Raw genomic sequence first — 12,384 nt, 5'->3', positions numbered from 1 at the left:
ATTATTTTATGTTCAGCAAGTTAACCCCTTTAGCTGAAACCAACATTCCGCCTCTGCTGTGTGCAAACGCAGCAGGGCGTTTGTTGCATTCAGACAGCCGTCAAATTAAACAAGGTGATATTTTCGTTGCCTGTCAGGGCGAATATACGGACGGCCGCAGTTATATCCCCGCAGCCATTGCCAACGGCGCGGCTTTTGTTTTTTGGGACGACGACGGTAAATTCGCGTGGAATCCCGAATGGAAAGTCCCCAATCAAGGGATTAAGGATTTGAAACACCGTGCCGGCATGTTGGCGGCGCAAGTGTACGACAACGTTTCAGACGGCCTCAAAGTCTGGGGCGTAACCGGCACCAACGGCAAAACCTCCATCACACAATGGCTGGCGCAAGCCGCCGATTTGTTGGGCGAAAAAACTACTATCATCGGCACGGTCGGCAACGGCTTTTGGGGCGCATTGGAAGAAACCACACACACCACCCCCGCCCCCGTCGATGTCCAAACCCTGCTCTACCGTTTCCGTCAACAAGGCGCAACAGCCGCCGCGATGGAAGTCTCCAGCCACGGTCTTGACCAGTCGCGCGTCAACGGTGTGCCGTTTTGCAGCGCAATCTTCACCAACCTCACCCGAGACCACCTCGACTATCACGGCACGATGGAAGCCTACGGCGCTATCAAGTCGCGCCTGTTTTACTGGCACGGCCTGCAACACGCCGTTATCAATGTAGATGACGGATACGGCGCGGAACTTGTATGCCGTCTGAAAAAAGACTGTCCTGATTTGGCCGTTTACAGTTACGGCTTCAGCGAGCAAGCCGACATCCGCATTACCGACTTCACCGCCTCTTCAGACGGCATAGCAGCCGTATTTCAAACCCCTTGGGGCGAAGGGAAATGCCGCACCCGCCTGCTCGGACGGTTCAACGCGCAAAACCTCGCCGCCTGCATCGCCTTGCTGTGTGCCAACGGTTATCCGCTTGATAAGGTATTGGATGTGCTGGCAAAAATCCGTCCCGCCTCAGGCCGCATGGACTGCATTATGAACAGCGGCAAGCCCTTGGTCATCGTCGATTACGCCCATACACCTGACGCATTGGAAAAAGCACTCGCCACTTTGCAGGAAATCAAACCGCAGGGCGCGGCTTTGTGGTGCGTATTCGGCTGCGGCGGCAACCGCGACCGTGGCAAACGCCCATTGATGGGCGCAGCAGCCGTACAGGGCGCGGATAAAGTTGTTGTAACCAGCGACAACCCGCGTTTGGAAAATCCACAAGACATCATCAACGATATTTTGCCTGCCGTCCCTAATCCTGAACGCGTCGAAGTTGATCGTGCCGTTGCCATCCGTTATGCGGTTGAGCAGGCTGCCGCGAACGACATCATTCTGATTGCCGGTAAAGGGCATGAAAACTATCAGGATGTACAAGGCGTGAAGCACCATTTCTCCGATTTTGAAATCGCAGAAAAAGTATTGGCAGAGCGCGGATAGACCATATCACAAATGTTCAGACGGTCTTAATTAAAACCATCTGAAAAAACAAACGGAAGAAACCATGAAACCACTGGATCTAAATTTCATCTGCCAAGCCCTCAACCTTGCAATGCCGTCTGAAAACAAATCCGTGTCGCGCATCGTAACCGACAGCCGCGACATCCGCGCGGGCGATGTGTTTTTCGCATTGGCGGGCGGGCGGTTTGATGCGCATGATTTTGTTGAAGACGTATTGGCTGCTGGTGCGGCGGCGGTTGTGGTTTCGCGCGAAGACTGCGTTGCAATGGATGGCGCGTTGAAAGTCGATGACACGCTTGCCGCGTTGCAAACGCTGGCGAAGGTGTGGCGTGAAAATGTGAACCCGTTTGTGTTCGGCATTACCGGTTCAGGCGGCAAGACGACGGTGAAGGAGATGCTGGCTGCGGTATTGCGCCGCCGTTTCGGCGATGATGCCGTTTTGGCGACGGCAGGCAATTTCAACAACCATATCGGATTGCCGCTGACTTTGTTGAAATTAAACGAAAAACACCGCTATGCCGTGATTGAAATGGGCATGAACCATTTCGGCGAACTGGCGGTTTTAACACAAATCGCCAAACCCGATGCCGCATTGGTCAACAACGCCATGCGCGCCCATGTCGGTTGCGGTTTCGACGGAGTGGGCGATATTGCCAAAGCGAAAAGCGAGATTTACCAAGGTTTATGTTCAGACGGCATTGCGCTGATTCCTCAAGAAGATGCCAATATGGCTGTTTTCAAAACGGCAACGCTTAATTTGAATACGCGCACTTTCGGCATCGATAGCGGCGATGTCCACGCGGAAAACATCGTGCTGAAACCTTTGTCGTGCGAATTTGATTTGGTGTGCGGCAACGAGCGCGCAGCCGTGGTGCTGCCTGTTCCCGGCCGCCACAATGTCCACAATGCCGCCGCTGCCGCCGCGCTGGCTTTGGCTGCCGGTTTGAGTTTGAACGATGTGGCGGAAGGTTTGCAAGGCTTTAGCAATATCAAAGGCCGTCTGAACGTCAAGTTGGGCATCAAAGGTGCGACCCTGATTGACGATACTTACAACGCTAACCCCGACAGCATGAGGGCAGCAATTGACGTGTTGGCGCGTATGCCTGCGCCGCGCATTTTTGTGATGGGCGATATGGGCGAACTGGGTGAGGATGAAGCCGCCGCCATGCACGCCGAAGTCGGCGCGTACGCCCGCGACCAAGGCATCGAAGCAGCTTATTTTGTCGGCGACAACAGCGTCGAAGCGGCGGAAAAATTTGGTGCGGACGGTTTGTGGTTCGCCGCCAAAGACCCGTTGATTCAAGTGTTGAGCCACGATTTGCCCGAACGCGCCACCGTGTTGGTGAAAGGTTCGCGCTTTATGCAGATGGAAGAAGTGGTCGAGGCATTGGAGGATAAGTGAAAATGAAAAACCGACGTTTTTTAAAAGCCTTATTGCTGATTGCCGCGCTGGTCGGTGCGTTTTATGCCGGAATGCGGACGCAGGCGTATCTTTATGAAGATTTATGTTTAGACTTGGGCGGCGGTAAAAATCCGGGGAGTTACCCGATTTGCGTGATTGAGAAAGTCCCTGCACGTTAATCTGCAAAAGCCGTCCGAAACCTTGTCGGACGGCAAGCAAACCTTAAACGGGCGCAAGCCCATGTAACGACAAAAACAAAAAAAGGAAGCCCCATGTTTTTATGGCTCGCACATTTCAGCAACTGGTTAACCGGCCTGAATATTTTTCAATACACCACATTCCGCGCCGTCATGGCGGCGTTGACCGCCTTGGCGTTTTCCCTGATGTTCGGCCCGTGGACGATACGCAGGCTGACCGCGCTCAAATGCGGGCAGGCAGTGCGTACCGACGGCCCGCAAACCCACCTCGTCAAAAACGGCACGCCGACGATGGGCGGTTCGCTGATTCTGACTGCCATTACCGTGTCCACCCTGTTGTGGGGCAACTGGGCGAACCCGTATATCTGGATTCTCTTGGGCGTATTGCTTGCTACCGGCGCACTCGGTTTTTACGACGACTGGCGCAAAGTCGTCTATAAAGACCCCAACGGCGTGTCCGCCAAATTCAAAATGGTGTGGCAGTCAAGCGTTGCCGTTATCGCCGGTTTGGCATTGTTTTACCTTGCCGCCAATTCCGCCAACAATATTTTGATTGTCCCGTTCTTCAAACAAATCGCCCTGCCGCTGGGCGTGGCCGGCTTTTTGGTGTTGTCTTACCTGACCATCGTCGGCACATCCAACGCCGTCAACCTCACCGACGGCTTGGACGGCCTTGCCGCCTTCCCCGTCGTCCTCGTTGCCGCCGGACTTGCCATTTTCGCCTACGTCAGCGGACACTACCAATTTTCCCAATACCTCCAGCTTCCCTATGTCGCCGGTGCGAACGAAGTCGCTATATTCTGCACCGCCATGTGCGGCGCGTGCCTCGGATTTTTGTGGTTCAACGCCTATCCCGCGCAAGTCTTTATGGGCGATGTCGGCGCGCTGGCATTGGGTGCCGCGCTCGGTACCGTTGCCGTCATCGTCCGCCAAGAGTTTGTCCTCGTCATTATGGGCGGATTATTTGTCGTAGAAGCCGTGTCCGTTATGCTTCAGGTCGGCTGGTACAAAAAAACCAAAAAACGCATCTTCCTGATGGCGCCCATCCACCACCATTACGAACAAAAAGGCTGGAAAGAAACCCAAGTCGTCGTCCGCTTTTGGATTATTACCATCGTCTTGGTATTGATCGGCTTGAGTACCCTCAAAATCCGCTGAACCTATGCCGTCTGAACACCTTTCAGACGGCATTTGAACGCGCAATAAACCTGCGGCGGCAATCCGCCCCGCCTTATCGTTAACGGCGGCTGAAACCTCGCCTTATACTGAAACAGGAGAGAAACCATGAAACAGACAGTCAAATGGCTTGCCGCCGCCCTGATTGCCTTGGGCTTGAACCAAGCGGCGTGGGCGGATGACGTATCGGATTTTCGGGAAAACTTGCAGGCGGCAGCACAGGGAAATGCAGCAGCCCAATTCAATTTGGGTGTGATGTATGAAAATGGACAAGGAGTTCGTCAAGATTATGTACAGGCAGTGCAGTGGTATCGCAAGGCTTCAGAACAAGGGGATGCCCAAGCCCAATTCAATTTGGGCGTGATGTATGCCGAAGGACAAGGCGTGCGCCAAGATTACGTCGAGGCGGTCAAATGGTTTCGGCAGGCGGCGGAGCAGGGGTATGCCGTAGCCCAAACCAATTTGGGCAATATGTATTACGGTGGACGTGGCGTGCGCCAAGACGATGCCGAAGCGGTCAGATGGTATCGGCAGGCGGCGGAGCAGGGGTTAGCCCAAGCCCAATATAATTTGGGTGTGATGTATGCTAACGGACGCGGCGTGCGCCAAGATGATGCCGAAGCGGTCAGATGGTTTCGGCAGGCGGCGGATCAGGGGTTAGCCCAAGCCCAATACAATTTGGGCGCAATGTATTACAAAGGACGCGGCGTGCGCCAAGACCTCGCCCTTGCACAAGAATGGTACGGCAAGGCTTGTCAAAACGGAGACCAAAACGGCTGCGACAATGACCAACGCCTGAAGGCGGGTTATTGAACAGCTCGCGATGCCGTCTGAAAGCGGCTTGGGCAGGGGCGGACATCTCTCTGTTCAATATGATTTGTTTTAGGACAAAACCAAAATGACTTTCCAAAACAAAAAAATCCTCGTCGCCGGACTCGGCGGTACGGGTATTTCCATGATTGCCTATCTGCGCAAAAACGGCGCGGAGGTTGCCGCTTATGATGCGGAGCTGAAACCGGAGCGCGTGGCGCAAATCGGTAAGATGTTTGACGGGCTGGTGTTTTACACGGGTCGTCTGAAAGATGCGCTCTCCAACGGTTTCGATATTCTGGCGCTCAGCCCCGGCATCAGCGAGCGTCAGCCGGATATCGAGGCGTTCAAGCAAAACGGCGGGCGCGTGTTGGGTGATATCGAATTGCTGGCGGACATTGTGAACCGCCGCGGCGACAAGGTAATTGCGATTACCGGCAGCAACGGCAAAACCACGGTAACGAGCCTGGTCGGCTATCTCTGCATCAAGTGCGGGCTGGATACCGTTATCGCGGGCAATATCGGCACGCCGGTTTTGGAGGCGGAATGGCAGCGCGCAGGCAAAAAGGCGGACGTGTGGGTGTTGGAGCTTTCCAGCTTCCAATTGGAAAACACCGAAAGCCTGCGCCCGACTGCGGCGACGGTGCTGAACATTTCCGAAGACCATCTCGACCGTTACGACGACCTGCTCGACTATGCGCATACCAAGGATAAGATTTTCCGTGGCGACGGTGTGCAGGTTTTGAATGCGGACGATGCGTTCTGCCGCGCGATGAAACGGGCAGGGCGCGAGGTAAAATGGTTTTCCTTGGAACACGAAGCCGATTTTTGGTTGGAACGCGGGACGGGATGTTTAAAACAAGGCAATGAAGATTTGATTGCCACGCAAGATATTCCGCTGCAAGGCTTGCACAATGCCGCCAACGTGATGGCTGCCGTTGCCTTGTGCGAAGCCGTCGGTTTGCCGCGCGAAGCATTGCTCAAACACGTCAAAACCTTCCAAGGTCTGCCGCACCGCGTGGAAAAAATCGGCGAGAAAAACGGCGTGGTGTTCATCGACGACAGCAAAGGCACGAACGTCGGCGCAACCGCTGCTGCGATTGCCGGTTTGCAAAATCCGCTCTTCGTGATTTTGGGCGGCATGGGCAAAGGGCAGGACTTCACGCCCCTGCGCGATGCGCTTGCCGGCAAGGCAAAAGGCGTGTTCCTGATTGGTGTCGATGCGCCGCAAATCCGACGCGATTTGGACGGCTGCGGCTTGAATATGACCGACTGCGCCACTTTGGAAGAAGCGGTTCAGACGGCATATGCCCAAGCCGAAGCGGGCGATATCGTGCTGCTTAGCCCCGCCTGCGCGAGTTTCGATATGTTCAAAGGCTATGCGCACCGTTCGGAAGTGTTTATCGGGGCGTTCAAGGTTTTGTGATGCCGTCTGAAACGCAAACGCCGTCATTGTTGGGCGGCAAGTAAAGATTTAGAATACCGATTTGGGATGTATCGTATGTTCGGACGGCATTGTCTGCCGTCTGAAATTTTTGCCCTTTGCGGCAGGTGCAAACAGACTGGCAGGTGGTTTTTTTGAAGATTTCGGAAGTATTGGTAAAAGTGGGCGACGGTGTCCACACTCTGCTGCTCGACAGGCAGATTGTGCGCGACGGCAGGAAATTCGACGCACCGCTTTTGTGGATGGTGGTGCTGATGACGGCGTTCAGCCTGCTGATGATTTATTCGGCTTCGGTGTATTTGGCATCGAAGGAAGGCGGCGATCAGTTTTTCTATTTGACCAGACAGGCGGGGTTCGTCGTTGCCGGCCTGATAGTGAGCGGTTTTTTATGGCTTCTTTGCAGGATGAGGACATGGCGGCGGCTTGTGCCGTGGATTTTTGCCTTATCCGGCCTGTTGCTGATAGTCGTATTGATTGCCGGGCGCGAAATCAATGGCGCGACCCGTTGGATACCTTTGGGTCCGTTGAATTTCCAGCCGACCGAGCTGTTCAAGCTGGCGGTCATCCTTTATTTGGCAAGCCTGTTCACGCGCCGTGAAGAAGTGTTGCGCAGCATGGAAAGTTTGGGTTGGCAGTCGATTTGGCGGGGGACGGCAAACCTGATTATGTCCGCCACCAATCCGCAGGCACGTCGTGAAACATTAGAAATGTACGGCCGTTTCCGGGCGATCATCCTGCCGATTATGCTGGTGGCGTTCGGTTTGGTGCTGATAATGGTACAGCCGGATTTCGGTTCGTTTGTCGTCATTACCGTCATTACCGTTGGAATGCTGTTTCTGGCAGGATTGCCGTGGAAATATTTTTTCGTCCTGGTAGGCAGCGTCTTGGGTGGGATGGTGCTGATGATTACCGCCGCTCCCTACCGTGTGCAGCGGGTAGTGGCATTTTTGGACCCGTGGAAAGACCCGCAGGGTGCCGGCTACCAGCTTACCCACTCTCTGATGGCAATCGGGCGCGGAGAGTGGTTCGGTATGGGTTTGGGTGCGAGTTTGAGCAAACGCGGCTTTCTGCCGGAAGCGCATACCGATTTTATTTTTGCCATCATCGCCGAAGAATTCGGCTTCTTCGGCATGTGCGTGCTGATATTCTGTTACGGCTGGCTGGTGGTGCGGGCGTTTTCCATCGGCAAGCAGTCGCGCGATTTGGGTTTGACTTTCAACGCCTATATCGCTTCGGGTATCGGCATTTGGATCGGTATCCAAAGTTTCTTCAATATCGGTGTGAACATCGGTGCTTTGCCGACCAAAGGTCTGACGCTGCCGTTGATGTCCTATGGCGGTTCGTCAGTCTTTTTCATGCTGATCAGCATGATGCTGCTGTTGCGTATCGATTATGAAAACCGCCAAAAAATGCGCGGTTACCCGGTGGAGTAAATCATGGGCGGTAAAACCTTTATGCTGATGGCGGGCGGAACGGGCGGACACATTTTCCCCGCGCTGGCGGTGGCGGATTCGTTGCGCGCGCGCGGCCATCATGTGATTTGGCTGGGCAGTAAGGATTCGATGGAAGAGCGTATCGTGCCGCAATACGATATTCCGCTTGAAACGCTGGCGATTAAAGGCGTTCGCGGCAACGGCATCAAACGCAAGCTGATGCTGCCGTTTACTTTGTATCAAACTGTCCGCGAAGCGCAGCGGATTATCCGCAAACACCGTGTCGAGTGCGTCATCGGGTTCGGCGGCTTCGTTACCTTCCCCGGCGGTTTGGCGGCGAAGCTATTAGGCGTGCCGATTGTGATTCACGAGCAAAACGCCGTGGCAGGCTTGTCCAACCGCCACCTGTCGCGCTGGGCGAAACGGGTGTTGTACGCTTTCCCCAAAGCGTTCAGCCATGAAGGCGGTTTGGTCGGCAATCCCGTCCGCGCCGATATTGCCAACCTGCCCGTGCCTGCCGAACGCTTCCAAGGGCGTGAAGGCCGTCTGAAAGTTTTGGTGGTCGGCGGCAGTTTGGGTGCAGACGTTTTGAACAAAACCGTTCCGCAGGCATTGGCTTTGCTGCCCGACAATGAGCGTCCGCAGATGTATCACCAATCGGGTCGGGGTAAGCTGGGCAGTTTGCAGGCGGATTACGACGCACTGGGTGTGAAGGCCGAATGCGTGGAATTTATTACCGACATGGTGTCCGCCTACCGCGATGCCGATTTGGTGATTTGCCGTGCCGGCGCGCTGACGATTGCCGAGTTGACGGCAGCGGGGCTGGGCGCGTTGCTGGTGCCGTATCCTTACGCCGTCGATGACCATCAAACCGCAAACGCGCGTTTTATGGTGCAGGCGGAGGCAGGGCTGCTGTTGCCGCAAGCCCAGTTGACAGCGGAAAAACTTGCTGAAATCCTCGGCAGCCTGAACCGCGAAAAATGCCTCAAATGGGCGGAAAACGCCCGCACATTGGCACTGCCGCACAGTGCAGACGACGTGGCGGAAGCCGCCATCGCGTGTGCGGCGTAAACTGCCGAACCATGCCGTCTGAAAAGCTGTTCAGACGGCATGGATGTTTTTTATTTCAATCCGCTATATATTTGTCAGAAAACTATGGCGCGCAAACGGTCAGCCCTTTAAAATAACGCCTTTACGCATCGAAATCCACCGGAACGCAACATTATGATGAAAAATCGAGTAAGCAACATCCATTTTGTCGGTATCGGCGGCGTCGGCATGAGCGGTATCGCCGAAGTCTTGCACAATTTGGGCTTTAAAGTTTCCGGTTCGGATCAGGCGCGAAATGCTGCTACCGAGCATTTGAGCAGCCTGGGTATTCAAGTTTATCCCGGTCATACCGCAGAACACGTCAATGGCGCGGATGTCGTCGTTACCTCTACCGCCGTCAAAAAAGAAAATCCCGAAGTTGTCGCTGCGTTGGAGCAGCAAATTCCCGTTATTCCGCGCGCCCTGATGCTGGCGGAACTGATGCGCTTCCGTGACGGCATCGCCATTGCCGGCACGCACGGCAAAACCACGACCACCAGCCTGACCGCTTCCATCCTCGGTGCGGCAGGTCTCGACCCCACTTTCGTTATCGGCGGCAAACTCAATGCCGCAGGTACCAACGCCCGTTTGGGCAAAGGCGAATACATCGTCGCCGAAGCCGACGAATCCGATGCCTCTTTCCTGCACCTGACCCCGATTATGTCCGTCGTCACCAATATCGACGAAGACCACATGGATACCTACGGGCACAGCGTCGAAAAACTGCATCAGGCGTTTGTGGACTTCATCCACCGTATGCCGTTCTACGGCAAAGCGTTTTTGTGTATCGACAGCGAACACGTCCGCGCCATCCTGCCCAAAGTGAGCAAACCTTACGCCACTTACGGCTTGGACGATACCGCCGATATTTACGCGACCGACATCGAAAGTGTTGGCGCGCAAATGAAATTTACCGTTCATGTGCAAATGAAAGGACATGAGCAAGAGCCGTTTGAAGTCGTGCTGAATATGCCCGGCAGACACAACGTGCTGAACGCATTGGCAGCCATCGGCGTGGCGCTGGAAGTCGGCGCATCGGTTGAAGCGATCCAAAAAGGGCTGCTTGACTTTGAGGGTGTCGGCCGCCGCTTCCAAAAATACGGCGACATCAAGTTGCCAAACGGCGGGATCGCGCTCTTGGTGGACGATTACGGACACCATCCTGTCGAAATGGCGGCAACCCTCGCCGCCGCACGCGGCGCGTATCCCGATAAACGACTGGTGCTCGCCTTCCAACCGCACCGCTATACCCGCACGCGCGATTTGTTTGAAGACTTCACCAAAGTCCTCAATACCGTTGATGCGCTGGTGCTGACCGAAGTCTATGCCGCCGGTGAAGAGCCGGTTGCCGCAGCCGACTCCCGCGCTTTGGCACGCGCCATCCGCGTATTGGGCAAACTTGAGCCGATTTACTGTGAAAACGTTGCCGACCTGCCCGAAATGCTGTTGAACGTTTTGCAGGACGGCGACATCGTATTGAACATGGGTGCAGGCAGCATCAACCGCGTCCCCGCCGCGCTGCTGGAATTGTCGAAACAGATTTGAGGCACACCCGCCTGACAGACGGAACATCATATAAAGGTCGTCTGAAACCGCAAATCAGGTTTCAGACGACCTCTGACAACAAGCATAAAGCAATCAGGAAAGAACAAAAACAATGCAGAATTTTGGCAAAGTGGCCGTATTGATGGGCGGTTTTTCCAGCGAACGAGAAATCTCGCTGGACAGCGGTACCACCATTTTGAACGCCTTAAAAAGCAAAGGCATAGACGCATACGCCTTCGATCCTAAAGAAACGCCGTTATCCGAACTGAAGGAGCGGGGCTTTCAGACGGCATTCAACATCCTTCACGGTACTTACGGCGAAGACGGGGCTGTTCAGGGCGCGTTGGAACTGTTGGGCATTCCTTATACCGGCAGTGGTGTTGCCGCTTCCGCCATCGGCATGGACAAATACCGCTGCAAACTGATTTGGCAGGCATTGGGACTGCCAGTCCCCGAGTTTGCCGTCCTATACGACGATACCGATTTCGATGCCGTCGAAGAAAAATTGGGCCTGCCCATGTTTGTTAAACCGGCAGCCGAAGGCAGCAGCGTAGGCGTGGTAAAAGTCAAAGAAAAAGGTCGTCTGAAAAGCGTTTACGAAGAATTGAAACACCTTCAGGGCGAAATCATCGCCGAGCGATTCATCGGCGGCGGCGAATATTCCTGCCCCGTCTTGAACGGCAAAGGCCTGCCCGGCATACACATCATTCCAGCAACCGAGTTTTATGACTACGAAGCCAAGTACAACCGAGACGACACTGTTTATCAATGTCCTTCGGAAGATCTGACCGAAGCCGAAGAAAGCCTGATGCGCGAACTGGCGGTTCGCGGCGCACAGGCAATCGGTGCGGAAGGCTGCGTGCGCGTCGATTTCCTCAAAGATACCGACGGCAAACTCTATCTGTTGGAAATCAACACCCTGCCCGGTATGACCGGCCATAGTTTAGTACCGAAATCCGCTGCCGTTACGGGCGTGGGTTTTGCCGATTTATGTATTGAAATTTTGAAGACCGCACATGTGGGATAATGCCGAAGCGATGGAACGGCTGACGCGCTGGCTGCTTGTCATGATGGCGATGCTGCTTGCCGCGTCCGGGCTGGTTTGGTTTTACAATTCGAATCATCTGCCCGTCAAGCAGGTGTCGCTGAAGGGCAACCTGGTTTATTCCGATAAGAAGGCATTGGGCAGTTTGGCGAAAGAATACATCCATGGGAATATTTTGAGGACGGACATCAATGGTGTACAGGAAGCCTACCGCCGGTATCCGTGGATTGCGTCGGTCATGGTGCGCCGCCGTTTTCCCGATACGGTTGAAATCGTCCTGACCGAGCGCAAGCCGGTTGCACGTTGGGGCGACCGTGCACTGGTGGACAGCGAAGGCAATGTTTTTGAAGCCCGTTTGGACAGGCCCGGAATGCCGGTATTCAGAGGCGGTGAGGGAACGTCTGCCGAAATGCTCCGCCGTTATGACGAATTTTCGATTGTTTTGGCAAAACAGGGTTTGGGCATCAAAGAGATGACCTATACGGCGCGTTCGGCGTGGGTTGTCGTTTTAGACAACGGCATCACTGTCAGGCTCGGACGGGAAAACGAGATGAAACGCCTCCGGCTTTTTACCGAAGCGTGGCAACATCTGTTGCGTAAAAATAAAAATCGGTTATCCTATGTGGATATGAGGTATAAGGACGGATTTTCAGTCCGCTATGCTTCCGACGGTTTACCCGAAAAAGAAACCGAAGAATAGTGGGGACAGGTATCGGACAGATTACGGCCGTGCCG

At 54.5% G+C, this 12,384-nt stretch carries 11 protein-coding genes; all 11 read left to right on the top strand.

The window, feature by feature from the left end:
- The first annotated feature begins 8 nt into the window (after positions 1-8).
- Positions 9-1,487, top strand: a complete 1,479-nt coding sequence (locus tag Q3O06_RS00695; protein ID WP_301817041.1) for a UDP-N-acetylmuramoyl-L-alanyl-D-glutamate--2,6-diaminopimelate ligase — start codon at positions 9-11, stop codon at positions 1,485-1,487.
- Between the two features lie 64 nt (positions 1,488-1,551).
- A complete protein-coding gene (locus tag Q3O06_RS00690; RefSeq protein ID WP_301817040.1) occupies positions 1,552-2,910 on the top strand; it encodes a UDP-N-acetylmuramoyl-tripeptide--D-alanyl-D-alanine ligase in 1,359 nt (452 codons plus the stop codon).
- Between the two features lie 2 nt (positions 2,911-2,912).
- Positions 2,913-3,089 (top strand): hypothetical protein, encoded by a 177-nt coding sequence (locus Q3O06_RS00685; RefSeq protein ID WP_301817039.1) that lies wholly within the window; start codon positions 2,913-2,915, stop codon positions 3,087-3,089.
- 93 nt (positions 3,090-3,182) lie between these two features.
- On the top strand, positions 3,183-4,265 hold the full coding sequence (mraY, locus tag Q3O06_RS00680; RefSeq protein WP_013448496.1) for a phospho-N-acetylmuramoyl-pentapeptide-transferase: 1,083 nt from the start codon (positions 3,183-3,185) through the stop codon (positions 4,263-4,265).
- A gap of 126 nt (positions 4,266-4,391) precedes the next feature.
- Complete coding sequence (locus Q3O06_RS00675) at positions 4,392-5,096, top strand: tetratricopeptide repeat protein (RefSeq protein ID WP_301817038.1); 705 nt, start codon at positions 4,392-4,394, stop codon at positions 5,094-5,096.
- 85 nt (positions 5,097-5,181) lie between these two features.
- Complete coding sequence (gene murD, locus Q3O06_RS00670) at positions 5,182-6,519, top strand: UDP-N-acetylmuramoyl-L-alanine--D-glutamate ligase (RefSeq protein WP_301817037.1); 1,338 nt, start codon at positions 5,182-5,184, stop codon at positions 6,517-6,519.
- 125 nt (positions 6,520-6,644) lie between these two features.
- Positions 6,645-7,970, top strand: a complete 1,326-nt coding sequence (locus tag Q3O06_RS00665; protein WP_301817131.1) for an FtsW/RodA/SpoVE family cell cycle protein — start codon at positions 6,645-6,647, stop codon at positions 7,968-7,970.
- A gap of 3 nt (positions 7,971-7,973) precedes the next feature.
- Positions 7,974-9,041: an undecaprenyldiphospho-muramoylpentapeptide beta-N-acetylglucosaminyltransferase gene (gene murG / locus Q3O06_RS00660; protein ID WP_301817036.1), complete on the top strand. Its 1,068-nt coding sequence runs from the start codon at positions 7,974-7,976 to the stop codon at positions 9,039-9,041.
- 153 nt (positions 9,042-9,194) lie between these two features.
- The gene (gene murC / locus Q3O06_RS00655; protein WP_301817035.1) at positions 9,195-10,604 is read left to right on the top strand and encodes a UDP-N-acetylmuramate--L-alanine ligase; all 1,410 of its coding nucleotides are present in this window, start codon (positions 9,195-9,197) and stop codon (positions 10,602-10,604) included.
- A gap of 112 nt (positions 10,605-10,716) precedes the next feature.
- Entirely contained in the window at positions 10,717-11,631 is a 915-nt protein-coding gene (locus tag Q3O06_RS00650; RefSeq protein WP_301817034.1) for a D-alanine--D-alanine ligase, read from the top strand.
- Positions 11,621-12,349 carry a cell division protein FtsQ/DivIB gene (locus Q3O06_RS00645; protein ID WP_301817032.1) on the top strand — a complete coding sequence of 243 codons (729 nt, stop codon included), beginning with the start codon at positions 11,621-11,623 and terminating at the stop codon, positions 12,347-12,349. Before Q3O06_RS00650 ends, Q3O06_RS00645 begins: the two co-directional genes overlap by 11 nt.
- The last annotated feature ends 35 nt before the right edge of the window (positions 12,350-12,384 follow it).

Origin of the sequence: Neisseria maigaei, from assembly GCF_958267405.1 — a bacterium.
Lineage (GTDB): Bacteria > Pseudomonadota > Gammaproteobacteria > Burkholderiales > Neisseriaceae > Neisseria > Neisseria bergeri.
Note: the sequence above shows the minus strand (reverse complement) of the source record. Positions and strands in the feature narration are given on the sequence as shown.

Bases quoted from the DNA above. Each gene is read 5' to 3' on its own strand.
- Q3O06_RS00695 (WP_301817041.1), top strand. From the start codon at position 9: ATGTTCAGCAAGTTAACCCCTTTAGCTGAAACCAACATTCCGCCTCTG.
- Q3O06_RS00690 (WP_301817040.1), top strand. From the start codon at position 1,552: ATGAAACCACTGGATCTAAATTTCATCTGCCAAGCCCTCAACCTTGCA.
- Q3O06_RS00685 (WP_301817039.1), top strand. From the start codon at position 2,913: ATGAAAAACCGACGTTTTTTAAAAGCCTTATTGCTGATTGCCGCGCTG.
- mraY (WP_013448496.1), top strand. From the start codon at position 3,183: ATGTTTTTATGGCTCGCACATTTCAGCAACTGGTTAACCGGCCTGAAT.
- Q3O06_RS00675 (WP_301817038.1), top strand. From the start codon at position 4,392: ATGAAACAGACAGTCAAATGGCTTGCCGCCGCCCTGATTGCCTTGGGC.
- murD (WP_301817037.1), top strand. From the start codon at position 5,182: ATGACTTTCCAAAACAAAAAAATCCTCGTCGCCGGACTCGGCGGTACG.
- murG (WP_301817036.1), top strand. From the start codon at position 7,974: ATGGGCGGTAAAACCTTTATGCTGATGGCGGGCGGAACGGGCGGACAC.
- murC (WP_301817035.1), top strand. From the start codon at position 9,195: ATGATGAAAAATCGAGTAAGCAACATCCATTTTGTCGGTATCGGCGGC.
- Q3O06_RS00650 (WP_301817034.1), top strand. From the start codon at position 10,717: ATGCAGAATTTTGGCAAAGTGGCCGTATTGATGGGCGGTTTTTCCAGC.
- Q3O06_RS00645 (WP_301817032.1), top strand. From the start codon at position 11,621: ATGTGGGATAATGCCGAAGCGATGGAACGGCTGACGCGCTGGCTGCTT.